This is a genomic window from Streptomyces sp. NPDC001606, assembly GCF_053596835.1.
On record NZ_JBSFHC010000002.1, the window covers coordinates 352,647 to 373,314 of the forward strand.

At 71.3% G+C, this 20,668-nt stretch carries 15 protein-coding genes; 6 read left to right on the forward strand and 9 right to left on the reverse strand.

The features are described 5' to 3' along the window. Positions 1 to 3 precede the first annotated feature (3 nt). A complete protein-coding gene (locus tag ACWCV9_RS05985; RefSeq protein WP_450784481.1) occupies positions 4 to 2,628 on the reverse strand; it encodes a glycosyltransferase family 1 protein in 2,625 nt (874 codons plus the stop codon). A 349-nt stretch (positions 2,629 to 2,977) separates the two neighbouring features. Here ACWCV9_RS05985 and ACWCV9_RS05990 point away from each other — a divergent pair, with 349 nt between their 5' ends. From ACWCV9_RS05990 to glgB, 4 genes are all read left to right on the forward strand, one after another. Continuing rightward, positions 2,978 to 5,050 (forward strand): alpha-1,4-glucan--maltose-1-phosphate maltosyltransferase, encoded by a 2,073-nt coding sequence (locus ACWCV9_RS05990; protein ID WP_450784482.1) that lies wholly within the window; start codon positions 2,978 to 2,980, stop codon positions 5,048 to 5,050. Continuing rightward, positions 5,047 to 6,747: a maltose alpha-D-glucosyltransferase gene (gene treS / locus ACWCV9_RS05995; RefSeq protein ID WP_450784483.1), complete on the forward strand. Its 1,701-nt coding sequence runs from the start codon at positions 5,047 to 5,049 to the stop codon at positions 6,745 to 6,747. Before ACWCV9_RS05990 ends, treS begins: the two co-directional genes overlap by 4 nt. Positions 6,748 to 6,836: 89 nt before the next feature. Beyond that, complete coding sequence (locus ACWCV9_RS06000) at positions 6,837 to 8,252, forward strand: maltokinase N-terminal cap-like domain-containing protein (RefSeq protein WP_450784484.1); 1,416 nt, start codon at positions 6,837 to 6,839, stop codon at positions 8,250 to 8,252. After that, positions 8,249 to 10,462, forward strand: coding sequence for a 1,4-alpha-glucan branching enzyme (glgB, locus tag ACWCV9_RS06005; protein WP_450784485.1), 2,214 nt, complete (start codon positions 8,249 to 8,251; stop codon positions 10,460 to 10,462). The genes ACWCV9_RS06000 and glgB overlap by 4 nt, the downstream gene beginning before the upstream one ends. Positions 10,463 to 10,546: 84 nt before the next feature. On the opposite strand, the gene ACWCV9_RS06010 is transcribed toward glgB, so the two are convergent. The 4 genes from ACWCV9_RS06010 to ACWCV9_RS06025 all read right to left on the reverse strand — a co-directional run bounded on the left by ACWCV9_RS06010 (position 10,547) and on the right by ACWCV9_RS06025 (position 14,300). Continuing rightward, on the reverse strand, positions 10,547 to 12,847 hold the full coding sequence (locus ACWCV9_RS06010; RefSeq protein WP_450784705.1) for a HelD family protein: 2,301 nt from the start codon (positions 12,845 to 12,847) through the stop codon (positions 10,547 to 10,549). A 144-nt stretch (positions 12,848 to 12,991) separates the two neighbouring features. After that, the gene (locus tag ACWCV9_RS06015) at positions 12,992 to 13,324 is read right to left on the reverse strand and encodes a thioredoxin family protein (protein WP_385839878.1); all 333 of its coding nucleotides are present in this window, start codon (positions 13,322 to 13,324) and stop codon (positions 12,992 to 12,994) included. Further along, positions 13,321 to 13,749 carry a MerR family transcriptional regulator gene (locus ACWCV9_RS06020; RefSeq protein ID WP_450784486.1) on the reverse strand — a complete coding sequence of 143 codons (429 nt, stop codon included), beginning with the start codon at positions 13,747 to 13,749 and terminating at the stop codon, positions 13,321 to 13,323. The genes ACWCV9_RS06015 and ACWCV9_RS06020 overlap by 4 nt, the downstream gene beginning before the upstream one ends. Before the next feature lie 29 nt (positions 13,750 to 13,778). After that, positions 13,779 to 14,300 (reverse strand): Lrp/AsnC family transcriptional regulator, encoded by a 522-nt coding sequence (locus tag ACWCV9_RS06025; protein WP_385839880.1) that lies wholly within the window; start codon positions 14,298 to 14,300, stop codon positions 13,779 to 13,781. Between the two features lie 45 nt (positions 14,301 to 14,345). On the opposite strand from ACWCV9_RS06025, the gene ACWCV9_RS06030 reads away from it, so the two are divergent. After that, complete coding sequence (locus ACWCV9_RS06030) at positions 14,346 to 15,260, forward strand: NAD-dependent epimerase/dehydratase family protein (protein WP_450784487.1); 915 nt, start codon at positions 14,346 to 14,348, stop codon at positions 15,258 to 15,260. Here the strand turns inward: ACWCV9_RS06030 and ACWCV9_RS06035 are convergent. From ACWCV9_RS06035 to ACWCV9_RS06045, 3 genes are all read right to left on the reverse strand, one after another. Further along, positions 15,254 to 15,628 carry a hypothetical protein gene (locus tag ACWCV9_RS06035; protein WP_450784488.1) on the reverse strand — a complete coding sequence of 125 codons (375 nt, stop codon included), beginning with the start codon at positions 15,626 to 15,628 and terminating at the stop codon, positions 15,254 to 15,256. The two genes, ACWCV9_RS06030 and ACWCV9_RS06035, sit on opposite strands and share 7 nt — an antisense overlap. Positions 15,629 to 15,761: 133 nt before the next feature. Next, the gene (locus ACWCV9_RS06040; RefSeq protein WP_450784489.1) at positions 15,762 to 16,526 is read right to left on the reverse strand and encodes a DUF2127 domain-containing protein; all 765 of its coding nucleotides are present in this window, start codon (positions 16,524 to 16,526) and stop codon (positions 15,762 to 15,764) included. 111 nt (positions 16,527 to 16,637) lie between these two features. Continuing rightward, positions 16,638 to 18,326: an MFS transporter gene (locus ACWCV9_RS06045; RefSeq protein WP_450784490.1), complete on the reverse strand. Its 1,689-nt coding sequence runs from the start codon at positions 18,324 to 18,326 to the stop codon at positions 16,638 to 16,640. A 131-nt stretch (positions 18,327 to 18,457) separates the two neighbouring features. Here ACWCV9_RS06045 and ACWCV9_RS06050 point away from each other — a divergent pair, with 131 nt between their 5' ends. Next, a complete protein-coding gene (locus tag ACWCV9_RS06050) occupies positions 18,458 to 19,072 on the forward strand; it encodes a TetR/AcrR family transcriptional regulator (RefSeq protein ID WP_450784491.1) in 615 nt (204 codons plus the stop codon). 90 nt (positions 19,073 to 19,162) lie between these two features. On the opposite strand, the gene ACWCV9_RS06055 is transcribed toward ACWCV9_RS06050, so the two are convergent. Beyond that, positions 19,163 to 20,527: a cation:dicarboxylate symporter family transporter gene (locus ACWCV9_RS06055; protein WP_450784706.1), complete on the reverse strand. Its 1,365-nt coding sequence runs from the start codon at positions 20,525 to 20,527 to the stop codon at positions 19,163 to 19,165. Positions 20,528 to 20,668: the final 141 nt, after the last annotated feature.

Consider the following 20,668-nt stretch of genomic DNA (forward strand, 5'->3'; position numbering starts at 1 on the left):
CGCTCAGCGCAGCACCACCCCCGCTCCCTCCACCACCTCCTCCGACGGCACCGTCATCAGGCCCATCTCCGCGGAGGCGGCCAGCAGGCGGTGGGTCGGGAGGATGCGGACCGTGTAGCCGTAGGGGCCGGTGCGGTCCAGGGCCAGGGGGCCTTCGTAGACGACGCGGCCCTCCAGGTCCTGCGTGCCCGTCGGCTTCAGCGGCATCACCGTCGCGTCCGTGATGCGGTCCTCCGCGTCCACCCGGCCGGACACCGCCTGGACCTCGACGTCGTCCGGGGTCAGGGCGCCGAGGGCGACGCGGACGCGGAGGCCCACCGTGGTGCCCAGTTCCGCCGTGGGGCTGGTCGCCGTCGTCTCGACGTGGTCGACGCTGACGCCGGGCCAGGCCGAGCGCACCCGGGACTTCCAGTCGGCCAGGTCGCGCGCCGCGTCGGGGGTGAGGGCGCGGTGGGCCTGGGCGGCGGGGGCGTAGAGGCGGTCGACGTATTCGCGGACCATGCGGCCGGCCAGGACTTTCGGGCCGAGCAGGGTGAGGGTCTGGCGGACCATCTGGATCCAGCGGTCGGGGAGGCCGGCCCGGCCGCGTTCGTAGAAGCGGGGGGTGACCCGCTGTTCCAGGAGGTCGTAGAGGGCCGCCGCCTCGATGTCGTCGCGGCGGTCCGGGTCTGTGTCCGTGCCCGCGCCGTCCGCCGTGGGGATGGCCCAGCCGAAGTCGGGGCGGAACCATTCGTCCCACCAGCCGTCCAGGACGGAGAGGTTGAGGCAGCCGTTGAGGGCCGCCTTCATGCCGGATGTGCCGCAGGCCTCCAGCGGGCGCAGCGGGTTGTTCAGCCAGACGTCGCAGCCGGGGTAGAGCTTCTGGGCCATCGCCATGCCGTAGTCGGGCAGGAAGACGATGCGGTGGCGGACGCGCGGGTCGTCGGCGAAGCGGACCAGTTCCTGGACGAGCCGCTTGCCGCTGTCGTCCGCGGGGTGTGCCTTTCCGGCCACCACGAGCTGCACCGGCCGCTCCGGGTGGAGGAGGAGGCGGGTGAGGCGGTCGCGGTCGCGGAGCATGAGGGTGAGGCGTTTGTAGGAGGGGACGCGGCGGGCGAAGCCGATGGTCAGGACGTCGGGGTCGAGGACGCCGTCGATCCAGCCCAGTTCGGCGTCGCCCGCGCCGCGTTGCCGCCAGGAGGCGCGCAGCCGGTCGCGTACCTCCTGCACCAGCTGTTCGCGCAGGGTGCGGCGCAGCTCCCAGATCTCGTCGTCGGGGATCTGCGCGACCGAGTCCCAGCGGTCGGAGCCGCCGACGGTGAGCGCGTCCTCGGCCCGCTGGGCGCCGATCTGCCGGGCGCCGAGGCGCAGCACCTCCGGGGCGACCCAGGTGGGCGCGTGCACTCCGTTGGTGACGGAGGTGATCGGCACCTCCTCGGGGTCGAATCCCGGCCACAGGCCGGCGAACATCTGCCGGCTGACCTGGCCGTGCAGCAGCGACACCCCGTTCGCGCGCTGGGCCAGCCTCAGCCCCATGACGGCCATGTTGAACAGGTTCGGCTCGCCGCCCTGGTACGTCTCCATGCCCAGTTCGAGGACGCGCTGGACGTCGAGGCCGGGGAGTTCGGCGTCCGGGCCGAAGTGCCGGGCGACCAGCTCCCGGTCGAAGCGGTCGATGCCGGCCGGGACGGGGGTGTGGGTGGTGAAGACCGTGCCCGCGCGGACCGCCTCCAGGGCGGAGTCGAAGTCCAGCCCGGTGGCAACGAGTTCGGCGATGCGTTCCAGGCCGAGGAAGCCCGCGTGGCCCTCGTTGGTGTGGAAGACCTCGGGTTCCGGGTGGCCGGTGAGACGGCAGTACGTCCGTACCGCCCGGACACCTCCTATGCCGAGCAGCATCTCCTGGAGCAGCCGGTGCTCGCCGCCGCCGCCGTAGAGCCGGTCGGTCACCCCGCGTTCGCCGGGGCCGTTCTCCTCCACGTCCGAGTCGAGCATCAGCAGCGGCACCCGGCCCACCTGCGCCAGCCAGATCCGGGCGTGCAGGGCCCTGCCGCCGGGCAGTGCCAGGGAGATCCGCGCGTGGCTGCCGTCGGGCTCCTTGAGCGGGGTGACGGGCAGTTCGTTGGGGTCGAGCACCGGGTAGTGCTCCTGCTGCCAGCCGTCGCGGGAGAGGGTCTGCCGGAAGTACCCGTGCCGGTAGAGCAGGCCGACCCCGATCAGCGGGACGCCGAGGTCGCTGGCGGCCTTGAGATGGTCGCCGGCGAGGATGCCGAGACCGCCGGAGTACTGGGGCAGTGCGGCCGTGATGCCGAACTCCGGGGAGAAGTAGGCGACGGCGGCGGGCAGGCCGTCGGCCTGGGCCTGGTACCAGCGGTCGCCGGTCAGGTAGTCGTCGAGGTCGTCCGCGACCGCGCGCAGGCGGCGCAGGAACCGGCGGTCCCCGGCCAGCTCGGTCAGCCGTGCGGGCCGTACCCCGCCGAGGAGCCGCACCGGGTCGCCGCCGCCCTCGGGCCATCGCTCGGGGTCGACGGACTGGAACAGGTCGCGCGTTTCCGCATGCCAGGACCAGCGCAGATTGCGCGCCAGGTCGCTCAGCGGCCGGAGGGGTTCGGGGAGCACGGGACGGACGGTGAACCGACGGATCGCCTTCACATTCCACCTCGACGCGTTGCGGGGTGAGACGCACGGCGCTGTACGTCTCGTCGTCACCCTCGACGGTAGTGGTTACCGGAGCGTCGGTGGGGACCTGCCGACCGGGGGTGTCGGGGCGTCAGGTCCCGGTCGCCGGGCACCCGGAAGAAGAGGTCGCACAAGGGACCGTAAAAGGGGCTGCGGTATGCGTAGACATACGCGTGAGTAGTTAACAAAGTTCCGGATTGCTCACCCGAACAGGGTGGGAAGGCTCCTCCGGTACGACCCCACAGGCGTACCACAGCACCCCGCAGGACCCACCTCCCCACAGCCATCCGCCCACACCCAGTTGAAGCGGACAGGAGCGGTCATGCCCGCCACGCAGCACTCGTCAGCGCCCCCGGCAAGCGACAAGCCCGCCGGCCGGAGCAGCAGGAAGCCACGTCCCTCGCCCACGGCCCCGGCCGTCGGCCGTATCCCCGTCCTCGACGTCCGGCCCGTGGTGCAGCACGGGCGCCGGCCCGCCAAAGCGGTGACCGGGGAGGCGTTCCAGGTGACGGCCACCGTGTTCCGGGAGGGACACGACGCCGTGGCCGCCAATGTCGTACTCCGCGATCCCGCCGGCCGGCCCGGGCCCTGGACGCCGATGCGGGAGCTGGCCCCCGGCACCGACCGCTGGGGCGCCACGGTCACCGCCGGTGCGCCGGGCCGCTGGAGCTACACGGTGGAGGCCTGGTCCGACCCGCTCACCACCTGGCGGCGGCACGCGGAGATCAAGATCCCGGCCGGGATCGACACGGAACTGGTCCTGGCGGAGGGCGCCCTGCTGTACGAGCGTGCCGCCGCCGGGGTGCCCAAGGGCCCGGAGCGGCGGCGCGTCCTGGACGCGGTGGCGGCCCTGCGGGACGAGGACCGGCCGGCCGCCTGGCGGCTCGCGGCCGCGCTGGCGCCGGGGACCCTGGAGGTGCTGGCCCGGCATCCGCTGCGGGAGCTGGTCACCGCCTCGGACCGGATGCCGCTGCTGGTGGAGCGCGAACGGGCCCTGTTCGGCTCCTGGTACGAGTTCTTCCCGCGCTCGGAGGGCACCGCCGAGCAGCCGCACGGGACCTTCCGCACCGCGGCCCGGCGGCTGAAGCCGATCGCCGACATGGGCTTCGACGTCGTCTACCTCCCGCCGATCCACCCGATCGGCACGACCTTCCGCAAGGGCCCCAACAACACCCTGACCGCCGGCCCGCAGGACGTCGGGGTGCCCTGGGCGATCGGCTCCCCCGAGGGCGGGCACGACGCCGTGCACCCGCAGCTGGGCACCCTGGAGGACTTCGACTTCTTCGTCCGCGAGGCCCAGCGCCTGGGCCTGGAGATCGCGCTCGACTTCGCCCTCCAGTGCTCCCCCGACCACCCCTGGGTGCACAAGCACCCGGAGTGGTTCCACCACCGGCCGGACGGCACCATCGCCTACGCCGAGAACCCGCCGAAGAAGTACCAGGACATCTACCCCATCGCCTTCGACGCCGACATGGACGGCCTGGTCACCGAGACCGTCCGGATCCTGCGGCACTGGATGCGGCACGGGGTGCGGATCTTCCGGGTGGACAACCCGCACACCAAACCCGTGGTGTTCTGGGAGCGGGTGATCGGCGAGATCAACCGCAAGGACCCGGACGTGATCTTCCTGGCCGAGGCCTTCACCCGGCCCGCGATGATGCACACCCTGGCGCAGATCGGCTTCCAGCAGTCGTACACCTACTTCACCTGGCGCAACAGCAAGCAGGAACTCACCGAGTACCTGACCGAGCTGTCCGGCGAGGCGGCCGCCTACATGCGGCCCAACTTCTTCGCCAACACCCCGGACATCCTGCACGCCTTCCTCCAGCAGGGCGGCCGGCCCGCCTTCGAGGTCCGCGCCGTCCTCGCCGCCACCCTCTCCCCCACCTGGGGCATCTACAGCGGCTACGAACTGTGCGAGAACACCCCGCTGCGCCCCGGCAGCGAGGAGTACCTCGACTCCGAGAAGTACCAGCTGCGACCGCGCGACTGGGCGGCTGCCGAGCGCGAGGGCCGGACCATCGCGCCCCTCATCACCCGGCTCAACACCGTCCGGCGGCGCAGCCCGGCCCTGCGCCAGCTACGCGATCTGCACTTCCACCACACCGACAAGGACCAGGTGATCGCCTACTCGAAGCACAGCGGAGCGAACACGGTTCTGGTCGTCGCCAACCTCGACCCCCACCACACCCAGGAGGCCACGGTCTCGTTGGACATGCCGCAACTCGGCCTGGACTGGCACGAGTCCGTGCCGGTGCGCGACGAGCTCACCGGCGAGACCTATCACTGGGGCAGGGCCAACTATGTGCGCCTCGAACCGGGTCATAGGCCCGCGCATGTCTTCACCGTCCTGCGACCGTCCAACCCGCAGATCGGAGGGTCACCCACAATATGATCGTCAATGAGCCCGTTCCGGACACGTTCGAGAGCACGCCCGCCAAGGACCGGGACCCGGAGTGGTTCAAGCGCGCCGTGTTCTACGAGGTACTGGTCCGCTCCTTCCAGGACAGCAACGGCGACGGCGTCGGCGACCTGAAGGGCCTGACCGCCAAGCTCGACTATCTCCAGTGGCTGGGGGTCGACTGTCTGTGGCTGCCGCCGTTCTTCAAGTCGCCGCTCAGAGACGGTGGTTACGACGTCGCCGACTACACCGCCGTGCTGCCGGAGTTCGGTGACCTCGCCGACTTCGTGGAGTTCGTGGACGCGGCCCACCAGCGCGGCATGCGGGTGATCATCGACTTCGTCATGAACCACACGAGTGACCAGCATCCGTGGTTCCAGGAGTCCAGGCGGGATCCGGACGGGCCGTACGGCGACTACTACGTCTGGGCCGACGACGACAAGCAGTTCCAGGACGCCCGGATCATCTTCGTCGACACCGAGGCCTCCAACTGGACGTACGATCCGGTACGCAAGCAGTACTACTGGCACCGCTTCTTCTCGCACCAGCCGGACCTGAACTACGAGAACCCGGCCGTGCAGGAGGAGATGATCTCCGCGCTCAAGTTCTGGCTGGATCTCGGCATCGACGGGTTCCGGCTGGACGCCGTGCCGTACCTGTACCAGCAGGAGGGCACCAACTGCGAGAACCTGCCGGCGACCCACGCGTTCCTGCGGCGGGTGCGCAAGGAGATCGACGCCCAGTACCCCGACAAGGTGCTGCTCGCCGAGGCCAACCAGTGGCCGGAGGACGTGGTCGACTACTTCGGCGACTACGGCTCCGGCGGCGACGAGTGCCACATGGCCTTCCACTTCCCGGTCATGCCGCGCATCTTCATGGCCGTACGCCGGGAGTCCCGCTACCCGGTCTCCGAGATCCTCGCCAAGACCCCGGCCATCCCCTCCGGCTGCCAGTGGGGCATCTTCCTGCGCAACCACGACGAGCTGACCCTGGAGATGGTCACCGACGAGGAGCGCGACTACATGTGGGCCGAGTACGCCAAGGACCCGCGGATGCGCGCCAACATCGGCATCCGCCGCCGCCTCGCGCCCCTGCTCGACAACGACCGCAACCAGATCGAGCTGTTCACCGCCCTGCTGCTGTCCCTGCCCGGCTCGCCGATCCTCTACTACGGCGACGAGATCGGTATGGGCGACAACATCTGGCTCGGCGACCGCGACGCCGTACGCACCCCGATGCAGTGGACCCCCGACCGCAACGCGGGCTTCTCGTCCTGTGACCCGGGACGCCTCTTCCTGCCCACGATCATGGACCCGGTCTACGGCTACCAGGTCACCAACGTCGAGGCCGCCATGTCCTCCCCGTCCAGCCTGCTGCACTGGACCCGCCGCATGATCGAGATCCGTAAGCAGAACCCCGCCTTCGGCCTGGGGACCTACAACGAGCTCCAGTCCTCCAACCCGGCGGTGCTCGCGTTCCTGCGCGAGTACGAGGACGACCTGGTGCTGTGCGTGCACAACTTCTCCCGCTTCGCCCAGCCGACCGAGCTGGACCTGAGCCGGTTCGGCGGGCGGCACCCGGTGGAGCTGTTCGGCGGGGTGCGCTTCCCCGCCATCGGTGAACTGCCGTATCTGCTCACCCTCGCAGGGCACGGCTTCTACTGGTTCCGGCTGCGCCGCGAGACGGCGTAGCGGCGCCCCGCGGGGCGGTGCGTTTCCACCGCCCCGCCCGGGGCACGCATCAGTAACACCCCGACGACCGGGGAAAGGACGTGACGCCCATGGCGGAAACGGTCACCCCCTTCAGTTCCTCTTCTGGCACCACCGGTCTCGACCCCCTCCTCGCCTCGCTCGAACCGCTGCTCCGCACCTGGCTGCCCCGGCAGCGCTGGTTCGCGGGCAAGGGCCGTCCGGTCACCGGGTTCACCCCCGTGGCCGCCACCGAACTGCTGCCGCCGGACGGCCGGCTCGGTCTGTACCACCTGCTGCTGCGCGTCCACCAGCCGCCCGTGCCGGGCGCGCCCGCGCACCCCGGGGACTGCTACCAGCTGCTGATAGGCGTGCGCGAGGCGCTGCCGCCCCGGCTGGCGCCCGCGCTGATCGGACATGTGGAACAGGGTCCGCTCGCCGGACGCACGGTGTACGACGCCCTGTACGACCCCCGGCCCGCCGAGGTGCTCCTGGAGGCGCTGCGCACCCAGGCCCGCATCGGCGGGCTCTGTTTCGAGCGGGACCCCGGCCAGGAGATCCGGGAGGGTCTCGTGGCCCGGCTGATGACCGCCGAGCAGTCCAACTCCTCGGTGGTGTACGGCGATACGTTCATCCTGAAGCTGCTGCGCCGGGTGGAGCCCGGCATCAACCCCGACCTGGAGCTGCCGCTGGCGCTGGCCCGCGAGGGCTGCCCCCGGGTGCCTGCGCCGACCGCCTGGATGCGGGCGGAGCTGGGCGGGGACCCGTACGTACTGGCCGTGCTCCAGCCGTTCGTGGCCGGTGCGAGCGACGGCTGGGAGCTGGCGCTGCGCGAGCTGGCCAAGGGCGAGGACTTCGTCGCCGAGGCACGGTCGCTGGGCCGGGCCACCGCCGAGGTGCACACCGCGCTCGCCCGCGCGCTGCCCACGGTCACCCTGGGCCAGGTGCAGATGCGGGCGCTGGTCGAGGGCATGACGGAGCGGCTGGCGGCGGCCGTCCAGGCGGTACCGGTCCTGCGGCCGTACGAGAGCGGGCTGCGCTCCGCCTACACGGCGCTGGCCTCGCTCGCCGCCGAGGGCCACACCTGGACCGCGCAGCGCGTGCACGGCGATCTGCACCTCGGGCAGTGTCTGCGCTCGCCGTCCGGGCAGTGGTCGCTGATCGACTTCGAGGGCGAGCCGGCCCGGCCGCCGGCCGAGCGCCGGATGCCGCAGCCGGTGGCGCGGGACATCGCGGGGATGCTCCGCTCCTTCGACTACGCGGCCCACTCCGCGAGCGCGCCCGCGCCGGACTGGGCGCAGGCCTGCCGGGCCGCCTACTGCTCGGGGTACGCGGAGGTGGCCGGCCGCGACCCGCGCTCCGATCCGCTGCTGCTGCGGGCCTTCGAGACCGACAAGGCGGTCTACGAGGTGGTCTACGAGGCCCGCCACCGCCCCGACTGGCTGCCGGTACCGCTGTCGGCGGTCCGCCGGCTCGCCACCACGTCCGACCAGGAGGCTCGTCCGTGATCCCGAAGGCCGACAAGCCGATCCGCCCGGCCGGTGTCCCGCCCGAGGACCGGGACCGGCTGCTGCACGGCACCCACCACGACCCGCACTCCGTGCTGGGCGCGCACCCGGTGCCGGGAGGCGTCGCCTTCCGGGCGCTGCGGCCGTACGCACGCTCGGTCACGGTCGTCGGCGACGAAGTGCACACCGAACTGCACGACGACGGGGACGGGTTCTTCTCCGGGGTGCTGCCGCTGCGGGACGTCCCGGAGTACCGGCTCCTGGTGGCGTACGACGGCACCGCCGTGGAGACGGAGGACGCCTACCGCTTTGTGCCCACGCTCGGCGAGCTGGACCTGCATCTGATCGGCGAGGGCCGGCACGAGCAGCTGTGGCGGGTGCTCGGCGCGCATGTCATGACCCACCAGGGGGTGGCCGGCACCCGGTTCGCGGTGTGGGCGCCGAACGCGCGCGGGGTGCGGCTCGCGGGGACCTTCAACCTCTGGGACGGCACCGGACATCCGATGCGCTCGCTCGGTTCCTCCGGGGTCTGGGAGCTGTTCGTGCCCGGGATCGGCGAGGGCGAGCTGTACAAGTTCGACATCACCCGGCCGGACGGTTCGCACACCCTGCGCGCGGACCCGCTGGCCCGGCGGACCGAGGCCCCGCCCGCCACCTCCTCGGTCGTGCACGCCTCGCACTACGAGTGGGGTGACGCCGAGTGGATGGCGCGCCGGGGGGAGATCCCGGTGCACGAGGCGCCGTTCTCCGTGTACGAGGTCCATCTGCCGTCCTGGCGGCCCCGGCTGGGCTACCGCGAGCTGGCCGACCAACTCACCGAGTATGTGAGCGAGTTGGGGTTCACCCATGTGGAGCTGATGCCGGTCGCCGAGCATCCCTTCGGCGGCTCGTGGGGCTATCAGGTCACCGGTTTCTACGCGCCGACGGCCCGACTCGGCACGCCCGACGACTTCCGGTACCTGGTGGACCGGCTGCACCAGGCCGGGATCGGGGTGCTGATGGACTGGGTGCCGGCGCACTTCCCGCGGGACGACTGGGCGCTGGCCGAGTTCGACGGGCGCCCGCTGTACGAGCACCACGATCCGCGCCGGGCCGCGCATCCGGACTGGGGCACCCTGGAGTTCGACTTCGGACGGCGCGAGGTGCGCAACTTCCTGGTGGCGAACGCCGTGTACTGGTGCGAGGAGTTCCACATCGACGGGCTGCGGGTGGACGCCGTCGCCTCGATGCTCTACCTGGACTACTCGCGCGAGCCGGGGCAGTGGGCACCGAACGAGCACGGCGGCCGGGAGAACCTGGACGCGGTGGCGTTCCTCCAGGAGATGAACGCCACGGTCTACCGGCGCTGCCCGGGCGTGGTGACCGTCGCCGAGGAGTCGACGGCCTGGGACGGGGTGACCCGGCCCACCCACCACCAGGGCCCGAGCGGCTTCGGCGGCCTGGGGTTCGGGCTGAAGTGGAACATGGGCTGGATGCACGACTCGCTCCAGTACATGAGCCACGAGCCGGTGCACCGCAGGTACCACCATCACGAGCTGACCTTCTCGATGGTGTACGCGTACAGCGAGAACTACGTGCTGCCGATCTCGCACGACGAGGTGGTGCACGGCAAGCGGTCGCTGGTGTCGAAGATGCCGGGCGACTGGTGGCAGCAGCGGGCGAACCTGCGCGCCTATCTGGGCTTCATGTGGGCCCACCCCGGCAAGCAACTGCTGTTCATGGGGCAGGAGTTCGCGCAGGGCTCCGAGTGGTCCGAGGCGCGCGGGCCGGACTGGTGGCTGCTCGACCCGTCGTACGGCGCCGCCGCGGACCACCGGGGCGTGCGGGATCTCGTCCGCGACCTCAACACGCTGTACCGGGCGACGCCGGCGCTGTGGCGGCGGGACACCGATCCGGCGGGCTTCGAGTGGGTGGTCGGGGACGCGGCGGACGACAACGTCTTCGCGTTCCTGCGGTACGACGCCGAGGGCAGCCCGCTGCTCGCGGTCTCCCATCTGGCCCCGGTGGTCCGCCGGGACTACCGCCTGGGTGTCCCGGACGACATACCCGCCTGGGTGGAGGTGCTCAACACCGACGCCGCGGGGTACGGCGGCGGCGATGTCACCACGCCGGACGCGGTCAAGCCGGAGCCGCGGCCCTGGCACGGCCGGCCGGCGAGCGTCCGGCTGACCCTGCCGCCGCTGGCGACGGTGTGGCTGCGACCCGCCTGAGGGATTTCCACCGGCTGCCCGACGCCCGGACCCGGGGGATACGCGGGACGCTCACGTATCCCCCGGGTCCGGTCGACGGCATCCTCAACCGCTGGAGCGCGCGGCCGTGAGGGCCGCGGGCGGTTCACCGGTGTACAGCACGCCGAGCCGCTGGGTGGCCCGGGTCAGCGCCACATAGAGGTCACTGGTGCCGTACCGGCCCGGTTCCACCACCAGAACCGAGTCGAACTCCAGGCCCTTGGCCTGGCGGGGGTCGAGGAGGACGACGGTCCGGGTGAGGTCGGGTTCGGCGCCGGCCGTGACCCCGTCGAGGCGGGCGGCCAGCGAGCGGTGCAGCTCGCGCGGGGCGATCACCGCGAGGCGGCCCTCGGCCGGGGTGAGTTCGGCGACCGCCTCGGCGACCGCGCCGGGCAGATCCCCCGGTACCTGCCGGACCCAGGGCGGTACGCCCGTGGAGCGGACCGAGGACGGCGGCTCGAAGTCCGGTCGTCCGGCGCGCACCACGGCCGCGGCCAGCTCCATGATCTCGGCCGGGGTGCGGTAGTTCACGCCGAGCCGGGTGTACTCCCAGCGGTCCTCGACATAGGGGGCGAGGATGTCCGCCCAGGAGCCGACGCCGGCCGCCTCGGCGGTCTGCGCGGGGTCGCCGACCAGCGTCATCGAGCGGGTGGGACAGCGCCGCATCAGCAGCCGCCAGGCCATCGGCGACAGCTCCTGCGCCTCGTCCACGATGATGTGGCCGAACGCCCAGGTGCGGTCGGCGGCGGCGCGCTCGGCGGCGCTGCGGTGGTCGGCCTCCTCCTGCCGCTCGGCGAACCGCTCGGCGTCGATGATGTCGTGCGCGGACAGCACCTCGGACGCCTCCGGGTCGCTGTCCTCCTTGTCCTCGAACTCGAAGGTCCGGGAGGCGTACGACACGTCGAGCACGCTCTGCGCGTAGGCGACCGCGGTCTCGCGTTCCCGTTCGGCGCGGGCCCGCACGATCCGGTCGTCCTCGCCGAGGAGTTCGGCGGCCTCGTCCAGCAGCGGGACATCGGCGACGGTCCAGGCGCGGGTCACCGGGCGGCGCACGGCGTCGGCGTCCTCCTGTGACAGGTAGCCGTCCGGTTCGGCGAGGAAGTCGGCGACGAGCCGCTGCGGGGTGAGCCGGGGCCACAACCGGTCGATGGCGTCCCAGACTTCGGGGTTCTCGGCGAGTTCGTCGCGGATCTGGGTGATGTCGGAGGCGTCGAGCAGGCTGCTGCCGTCGTAGGGGTCGGTGCCCACGCGTTCGGCGTACAGCTCGGTGAGCGCGTTGAGGATGTGGCCCTCGAAGTGCTCGCGGGCCACGTTGTGCGGCAGCCGTGCGGCCCGGGTGCGCTCGCGGGCGACGTTCACCAGGCCGTCGTCCAGCATCAGCACCTCGCGGTCGTGCTCGATCGCGATGACCGGGTCGGGCAGCGCCTGCCGGTCGGCGACGACGGCGGCGAGCACCTCGGCCATGTCCGCGCGGCCCTTGACGGCGGCCGCCCGGGGGGTGTCGCCGGCGGTGGCCTTCACCCCGGGGAACAGCTCGCCGACCGTGGCCAGCAGCACCCCGGTCTCGCCGAGGGCGGGCAGCACCTCGCCGATGTAGCCGAGGAAGGCGGGGTTGGGGCCGACGATCAGGACGGCCCGGCGGGCGAGCAGCTCCCGGTGTTCGTAGAGCAGGTAGGCGGCGCGGTGCAGGGCGACCGCGGTCTTGCCGGTGCCGGGGCCGCCCTCGACCACCAGGACGCCCCGGTGCGGGGCGCGGATGATCCGGTCCTGCTCGGCCTGGATGGTCTGCACGATGTCGCTCATCCGGCCGGTGCGGGCCGAGTTCAGCGCGGCGAGCAGCACGGCGTCGCCGCCCGGGTCCTCGTGGCCGGTGCGGGTGGTGTCGCCGAGGTCGAGGATCTCGTCGTGCAGGGAGGTGACGGTCCGGCCCTCGCTGGTGATGTGCCGGCGCCGCCTGAGCCCCATCGGGGTGTGCCCGGTGGCCAGGTAGAAGGGGCGGGCGACCTCGGCGCGCCAGTCGATGAGGACCGGGGTGCGCGCGGCGTCGTCCTCGCGCAGCCCGATCCGGCCGATGTGATGGGCCGAGCCGTCGGCCAGGTCGATCCGGCCGAAGCAGAGCGAGCCGTCGACGGCGTTCAGCGCGGCGAGCAGTCCGGAGCGCTCGGCGACCAGGATGTCCCGCTCCAGCCGGGCCTGCATGGGCTTGTCGCCCTGGGCGAGCGCGTCCGCGACCGAGGTCTCGGTCTCGCCGCGGAGCGCGTCCACGCGTGCGTACAGTCCGTCGATGAATTCCTGTTCGTGGCGCAATTCATCGTCGGGAAATTCGCTGTTTGGCTTCCTGTTTGACAATTCCGCTCCCGCCCGGATATACTCTGCTCATCAAGCTTCTTCGCGACCTGTCCGAAATGAAGTCGCGAACCACCGAATATACGCAGCGAAATCCCCCGAGCGCAATTGCTCGGGGGATTTTCCTGTGCCGGGGCCGGGGCCCGGGCCTTTTTACAGCACGTCCTACAGCACGTCGGCCAGCTCCTCCACCAGCCGCCGCTTGGGCCGCGCGCCCACCATCGACCGCACCGGCTCACCGCCCTTGAAGACCATGAGGGTCGGTGTGGCCAGCACCCCGTAGGCGATGGTCGTCTCCGGATTGCGGTCCACGTCGATCTGTACGACCCGCAGCCGGTCGCCCTCCTCGAAGGCGATGTCCTTCAGCACCGGTGCCAGCTGCCGGCACGGTCCGCACCAGTCGGCGGTGAACTGCACCAGTACCGGCAGCTCCGCGCCGAGCACCTCGGCCGCGAAATCGGCGTCCGTCACCTGATCCAGTCCGCTCACCACAGTCATCGCGTCGGTCCTCCCAGTTCGCACACGGGTTCCGGGCCCCCCGGAACCAGCGCCTCGGCGGCCAGCTCGTCGCGCGCCTGCTCGGCCCGCGTCAGCTGTTCCGCGACCGTCTCCCGCACCGCCGTCAGCTGCCCGATGAGCGCGTCCAGCTCCGCCAGCTTGCGCCGGTAGACCACGAGCGAGGCCGGGCAGGAGTCGCCCTCGGGATGCCCGGCCCGCAGGCACTCCACGAACGGCCGTGTCTCCTCCAGGTCGAACCCGAAGTCCTGGAGCGTCCTGATCTGCTCCAGCAGCCTGAGGTCGCCCTCGTCGTAGGCGCGGTGCCCCTTGTCGTCGCGCCGGGCGGGCAGCAGCCCCCGTGCCTCGTAGTAGCGCAGGGTGCGGGTGGTGGTTCCGGCCCGTGCGGCCAGCTCGCCGATTCGCATGCGTACGACCGTAGGTGTTGACGTCGACGTCAAGGCAAGGCCGGCGGCAGCAGCGGCTTGCGAGGCACCGGGGACGACAGCACGATCGAGGTCGTCGTACGGCCCAGCGCCGAGATCTGCTCCAGGATCTCCTCCAGATGCCCGGTGCCGGTGACGGCGACCTTGAGGATCCAGCAGTCCTCGCCGACCACATGGTGCACCTCGGTGATCTCCGGGCGCTCGATCAGCTCCAGGGTCCGCGGGTGCTTGAGGGTGTATCCGCCGTGCGGGTTGACCCGGACGAAGGCCTGGAGGCCGTAGCCGAGCCGGGCGGGGGCCACCCGGGCGCCGTATCCCTCGACCACTCCTGCCGCCTCCAGCCGGCGCACCCGCTCGGCGACGGCCGCCGGGCTGAGGCTGACCTGCCGGCCCAGCTCGCTCAGCTTGATCCGCCCGTCGGTCTGGAGCAGCCGGATGATCTGCCGGTCCACGCCGTCGAAGGCCACCGGTGTTTCGTCGGCGACGGCCCGCAGATGCCGCTGTTCCTTCGGTGCGGCGACGGTATCTCCCATGTCTCCCCCTTCAGAGCGGGCGGTCGGCCCCGGAGAATTATGGTCATGACAAAGGCACGAGAGATACTCGTCATCGGCGGCAGCCGCTATTTCGGCAAGCGGCTGATCGCCCGTCTGCTGGCGGCCGGCGACCGGGTCACGGTCCTGAACCGGGGCTCGTCGGCGCCGCCGGCCGGGGCGCTGCACCTGGTCGGCGACCGCTCCGACGAGGCGGCTCTGGCCTCGGCGCTGGCCGGCCGGACCTTCGATGTCGTCATCGACCAGGTCTGCTACACCCCGCGTCAGGCGGAGATCGCCGCCCGGGTCCTCGCGGGGCGCACCGGGCGCTATGTCATGACCTCCACGGTGGAGGTGTACGAGCACGAGGACTCGCCCGCACTCGTTGCGGAGAGTGCGGTGGACCTGGGCGGGGTGGCCGTGGACCCGGCGCTGCCCTGGCACGATCCGGAGTTCCTGGAGGGGCACTACGGCGAGGGCAAGCGCCAGGCGGAGGCGGTGTTCACCCGCTCCGGCCTGCCGTTCGTGTCCGTGCGGGTGGCCCATGTGCTGGGCGGCGACGACGACTTCACGGGCCGGCTCCAGCACTACGCGGACCGGGTCGCCGCCGGCGCGCCCATCGCCGTACCGCCGGTCACCCGGCCGGCCACCTACATCCACGTCGAGGAGATCGCGGACTTCCTGTACTGGACGGCCGGCCAGGACTTCACAGGCCCGGTGAACGCGGCCTCGCACGGTCTGCTGACCCTGGAGGAGCTGGGCTCGGCGCTGGCGCGGCACCTCGACGCCAAGGAGCCGGTGTTCGAGATCACCGGCTCCGGCCCGCTCTCCCCCTTCGCCTTCCGCCGCGCCTACGGCATGGACAACTCCCGGGCGACGGAGCTGGGTTTCGCCTTCGGCGCCGTAAGGGAGTGGCTGCCGAAGGCGCTCACCGAGACGCTGGGCGCACCCGCGGGTCAGTAACCCCAGACGGGGAACCAGTCGGAGGAGGACTGGTACGCCGGGACGTTCACCGTGGTGCCGTAGCGCCAGCTGGTGCCGGTGCAGCCGCTGTTGCCGAACGCCTTGACGTACTCGCTGCCCTTCCACCACCAGCCCGAGATGTACGTCTTGCCGCCGGCGTTGACCTGGAAGCACTGGTCGAGGTACTGGCCGTTCTGGTTGTAGCCCTCGATCTGGATGGAGTGGGTGAGGCTGTTGGACGCGTCGGTGTAGACGATCTGCTGGCCGTTGGTGCCGGCCACCGCCGTGCCCGAGCAGGTGAGCAGCGTGGCGGCGGCCAGGGAGGCGGCGGCGAGCGCGCCGGTGCGTGCGGTGATGCGCTGGAACATGAGACTTACCCCCGTATGAACTGAGCGGTGCGGTTGGCGGCAATGGTGACCGCCGTGGTTCAAGGGTCACAGCTGCCGCCAACCGATCACCAACAGCACGCCAACGCGAGATCGCCGCCCGCGCGCCGAGGCGTCAGACGGCCAGCCCCGCCGACTCCTCGACCTCCAGCAGGGAGGCGCTGTGGCGTTCCTCCTCGAAGGCCTTGCGGCCGCCGCGGAGGCCGAAGAGGCGTTTGGCGACGGCGATGTAGAGGACGGCGAGGATGTTGAGGACCAGGGTGGCGATCTTCAGATAGCTGACCTTCTCGGTCAGTTCGTAGATCTCCAGCGGGAGGAAGGCGGCGGTGGCGACCACCGTCAGATACTCCGCCCAGCGCTTGGCGTACCAGAGGCCGACCGCCTCGATCAGCTCGATCAGGGCGTAGGCCAGGAGCAGGGCGGCGACCAGCAGCAGCGTGGAGTGCTTGTAGCCGAAGGCCTTCTGGATGGAGCCGACGACCGGGGAGTGGTCGAGGTCGTAGTGGAAGTGCCGGAACACCGGGCGGAAGACGTCCAGGTTCTGGTTGAACAGCCGCCGTACCGCGTCCTGGCTGTTGCTGAACTTCCACACGGCCACGGCGACGAGCACGATGAACACCCCGCGCACCGCCCGCTCGATGGACAGGAAGCGCAGGATGAACAGGTCGCGCAGGACCTTCCCCCGGGGCACGAGCGGCGCGTCGGCGGCCGGTCCGGAGCCGTGCGGCTCGCCCAGGACGAAGTCACCGCAGCGCAGACAGCGCCACACCTCCCCGAGCGCGGTCTCGGCGTGCAGCCGGATGCGCAGCCGGGGGTCGTCGGGCGCGTAGGTCACATGGCCCTTGCGCGCGCAGGTCCGCCGGTCCCAGTCGATCTTCATCCCCCGTGCCTCCGTACACGTGCTGACTTCCACCCATACGGACGCCACATGCGAACGTGCCGTTCCGGTCGGGTCCGGAGCGGCACGTTAGCCGATCGGCGTGCGCGGACGTCAGCCGGCCGCGCTTTCCGCCGGTTCCTTCTCCGCTTCCTTCACCTGCGATTCCGCCTCCGTCGGTTCGGCGGCCGTGTGGCGGGGCAGCAGGACCGCCACCAGGACGGTGCCGATGCCGAGGACGACCGCGCCGACCAGGCTGGTGTGCGCCACCGCGTCCGAGAAGGAGGAGCCGACGGCGTCCGCCATCTGCCGGGCGCCGGCCGCGAGTTCGGTGGCCTGCTGCTTGAGCTGCGCGGCCTGCTGCGGGTCGGTCGCCTTGGCCGCCCGGGCGGCCGCCGCGTGCGCCTTCTCGCCGATGCCCTGGGCGACGGCGTAGCCGGCGCCGACCGAGTCCTGGGCGGTGTCCAGGGCGCTCGCGGGGAGCTTGCTGCCGGCGGTGGCGTCGGCCAGGTGGTTGCCGTACGAGGTGGCGAGCAGCGAGCCGAGGATCGCGATGCCGAGCGAGCCGCCCAGCTCCAGCGAGGTGTCGTTGACCGCGCCGCCGACGCCCAGCTCGGACTCGGGGAAGGCGCCCATGATCGCGTCGGTGCAGGGCGAGAGGGCGAGGCCGATGGCGAGGCCGAGGATGATCAGGGGCGCGACGAAGTCGCCGTACGTCGATCCCGCGTCCACCCGGGTGAGCAGCGCCAGCGCCGTCGTGCCGCCGACCATGCCGGCGCTGACGGTCCACTTCATACCGACGCGCGGGGTGAGCCAGCCGGTCAGGGCCGAGCCGACGAAGACGGCACCGGCGAGCGGCAGCATGCGCACACCGGTCTCCAGGGCGTCGTAGCCGAGGACGAACTGGAGGTGCTGGGTGAGGAAGTAGAAGGCGCCGAAGACGGCCAGGAAGAACAGGGCGACGGCGAGGTTGGAGCCCGCGAAGCGGCGCTCGGTGAAGCGGCGGACGTCCAGGATCGGGCGCGGGTGGCGCAGCTCCCAGAGCACGAAGGCCACCAGGGCGACGCCCGCGAGCACGGCCGCGGTGATCGCCTTGACGCCCCAGCCGAAGTGCGGACCCTCGATGATCATGTAGACCAGCGAGCCGGCCCAGATCACCGACAGCAGGCCGCCGACGTAGTCGATGCGGTCGTGGTGGCCGGCCTTGGACGGCGGTACGAGGACGAAGGCGCCGACGATCGCCACGGCCGCGATGGGCACGTTGATCAGGAAGGTCGAGGACCAGCCGTGGTCGCGCAGCAGGGCGCCGGCGACGACCGGGCCGGCCGCGATGGCGAGCCCGGCGGTGGCGGTCCACAGGGTGATGGCCTTGGCGCGCTCGGCCCGCGGGAAGGTCGCGGCGAGCAGGGACAGGGTGGCGGGCATGATCAGCGCCGCGCCGACGCCCATCACCGCGCGGGCCGCTATGACGGTCGTGGAGCTGTCGGCGAGGTAGCCGAAGACGGCTCCGCCGCCGAAGACGACGAGTCCGAGCACCAGGGCACCGCGCCGGCTGTACTTGTCGCCGATCGCGCCGAGCAGCAGCATCAGCGCCGCGTAGGGGACGGTGTAGCCGTCGATCACCCACTGGAGATCGGCGCTGGACAGCCCGAGGTCCTTCGTCATGTCCGGCGCGGCGACCGTGAGGGCGGTGTTCGCCATCACGATGATCAGCAGGCTCAGGCAGAGCACCAGCAGCGCCCACCAGCGCCGGGCGTACGGGCGCTCCATGTTCTCGACCGGTTCGGTCATGACGAGTCGCATGCAGGGATCGCCTTCCTCGGTTACGCGACGGAGGTGCCGTGCAGGACTTGCACAGCGTCGTGCAATTGCACAACCATGTGCAATGTACGTCAATTGCACAACGCTGTGCAAGCCAGGGAAGGGCATGCAGAATGACTGCCATGACCACGGGTAACACCAGCCGCGCCGACACCAACCGGCGCCGCATCCTCGACGTCGCCCTCGCCGAACTGCTGCGCGATCCCGACGCCTCCATGGACCAGATCGCGCGCGCCGCGGGCGTCGTACGACGGACGGTGTACGGCCATTTCCCGAACCGGGAGGCGCTGATCAGCACGCTGGTCGACGGGGCCGTGGCGGCGCTGGCGGAGGCGGACGCGACGGCGCGCGAGGGGGTGGCCGACCCGGCGGAGGCGGTGGCCCGCTCGGTGCTCGCGCTCTGGCAGATCGCCGACCGCTACCGGCTGCTGGTGGCCCTGGCCCAGCGCACGGTCACCGTGCAGGGCATCCGCGAACGCCTCGCACCGCTGCGCGAGGCCAAGGTCCGGGTGCTCCAGCGCGGCCTGGACGAGGGCGTCTTCAGCTCGCCGCTGCCCGCGCCGGCGCTGGCGTACGTGCACGAGCAGATGCTGTTCGCGGTCACGGAGGCGGTGAACGACGGGCTGCTGGCAGCAGAAGAGGCGGGCAGCTCCGCCACGGTCGCCGTACTGACCGCGGCGGGCGTACCCGCCTCACGGGCCACCGAGCTGGTGGCCGAGGTGTCGTAACCGAGTGGTCCAGGGAAGGGACGTGGCCGGACGCCCGGCCCGGGTTCAGGCCGGGCCGGACGTCCGGAGTGCAGGGGGCTCCTTCGGGTCCTAGGCCTTCGCCAGCTCGCCCTCGCGGGGCTCGGGCAGCTCGGCCGCCGGGTCCTCGTCCATCAGGGTCGTCTCGTCGAACGGCAGCTCGCCGGCGAGCACCCGCTGCACCCGGGCCGTGTCGATCTCCTTGGTCCAGGTGCCGATCAGCACCGTGGCCACCGCGTTGCCCGCGAAGTTCGTCAGCGCCCGCGCCTCGCTCATGAAGCGGTCGATGCCGACGATCAGCCCGACGCCGTCGACCAGCGCCGGCTTATGCGACTGGAGACCGCCCGCCAGCGTGGCGAGACCGGCCCCGCTGACGCCCGCCGCGCCCTTGGACGCCAGCAGCAGGAACAGCAGCAGCGGGATCTGCTCGCCGAGGGACATCGGCGTGCCCAGGGCGTCCGCGATGTACAGCGACGCCATGGTCATGTAGATCATCGTGCCGTCGAGGTTGAAGGAGTAGCCGGTCGGCACCGTGATGCCGACGACCGGCTTGCTGATGCCCAGGTGCTCCATCTTGGCGATCAGCCGCGGCAGCGCCGACTCGGAGGAGGAGGTGGACAGGATCAGCAGGAACTCCCGGCCCAGGTACCTGAAGAGGGAGAAGACGTTCAGCCCCGAGACGATCCGCAGCACCGCGCCGAGCACGATGAAGACGAACAGGAAGCAGGTGAGGTAGAAGCCCGCCATCAGCACGGCGAGGCTCTTCAGCGCGTCCAGGCCGGCCGAGCCGGTCACCGCGGCGATGGCGCCGAACGCACCGACCGGCGCGGCCCACATGACCATGGACAGGATGCGGAAGACCAGCCGCTGGATGTGCTCCACGCCCCGCAGCACCGGCTGCCCGACCGGGCCCATCGCCTGGAGCGCGAACCCGGCGAGCAGGGCGACCAGCAGCGTCTGGAGCACCTGGCCCTCGGTGAAGGCGGACACGAAGCTGGTCGGAATGATCGACAGCACGAAGTCCACCGGCGGCAGCGCGTCGCTGGAGACCTGGGCGTGCCCGGTCTGCTTGAGCGCGGCGGTCAGGTGCAGTCCGGCACCCGGGTGCAGCACATTGCCGACGAGGAGGCCGATGGCGAGCGCGACCAGCGACATCACCAGGAAGTAGCCGAGGGCGATACCGCCGACGGCGCCCACCTTCGCCGCCTTCCGCACCGAGCCGATGCCGAGCACGATCGTGCAGAAGATGATCGGCGAGATCATCATCTTGATCAGGTTCACGAAGCCGGTGCCCAGCGGCTTCAGCTGGACCGCGGCATCGGGCCAGATGAGACCCACGGCGATCCCGAGCGCGACCGCCACGATGACGGCGATGTACAGGTAATGGGTCCGGTCCCGCTTCACGCGGGGTGCGGCAGGTGCCGTATCGGGGATCATGGCGGCCACGACTGCCCTCCTTGACGTCTTCGTCGGTTCAACAACCGGCGTGCGGCTCACGTCCGGGCGTTGTTCGGGGAATGCCGTGACTATCTCCCGGCCTGTGAGGGCGGTCACCCTTCCGTTCATTTAGTTCACACT

Bases quoted from the DNA above. Each gene is read 5' to 3' on its own strand.
- ACWCV9_RS05990 (WP_450784482.1), top strand. From the start codon at position 2,978: ATGCCCGCCACGCAGCACTCGTCAGCGCCCCCGGCAAGCGACAAGCCC.
- treS (WP_450784483.1), top strand. From the start codon at position 5,047: ATGATCGTCAATGAGCCCGTTCCGGACACGTTCGAGAGCACGCCCGCC.
- ACWCV9_RS06000 (WP_450784484.1), top strand. From the start codon at position 6,837: ATGGCGGAAACGGTCACCCCCTTCAGTTCCTCTTCTGGCACCACCGGT.
- ACWCV9_RS06015 (WP_385839878.1), bottom strand. From the start codon at position 13,324: ATGACTGTGGTGAGCGGACTGGATCAGGTGACGGACGCCGATTTCGCG.
- ACWCV9_RS06020 (WP_450784486.1), bottom strand. From the start codon at position 13,749: ATGCGAATCGGCGAGCTGGCCGCACGGGCCGGAACCACCACCCGCACC.
- ACWCV9_RS06025 (WP_385839880.1), bottom strand. From the start codon at position 14,300: ATGGGAGATACCGTCGCCGCACCGAAGGAACAGCGGCATCTGCGGGCC.
- ACWCV9_RS06030 (WP_450784487.1), top strand. From the start codon at position 14,346: ATGACAAAGGCACGAGAGATACTCGTCATCGGCGGCAGCCGCTATTTC.
- ACWCV9_RS06035 (WP_450784488.1), bottom strand. From the start codon at position 15,628: ATGTTCCAGCGCATCACCGCACGCACCGGCGCGCTCGCCGCCGCCTCC.
- ACWCV9_RS06040 (WP_450784489.1), bottom strand. From the start codon at position 16,526: ATGAAGATCGACTGGGACCGGCGGACCTGCGCGCGCAAGGGCCATGTG.
- ACWCV9_RS06045 (WP_450784490.1), bottom strand. From the start codon at position 18,326: ATGCGACTCGTCATGACCGAACCGGTCGAGAACATGGAGCGCCCGTAC.
- ACWCV9_RS06050 (WP_450784491.1), top strand. From the start codon at position 18,458: ATGACTGCCATGACCACGGGTAACACCAGCCGCGCCGACACCAACCGG.
- ACWCV9_RS06055 (WP_450784706.1), bottom strand. From the start codon at position 20,527: ATGATCCCCGATACGGCACCTGCCGCACCCCGCGTGAAGCGGGACCGG.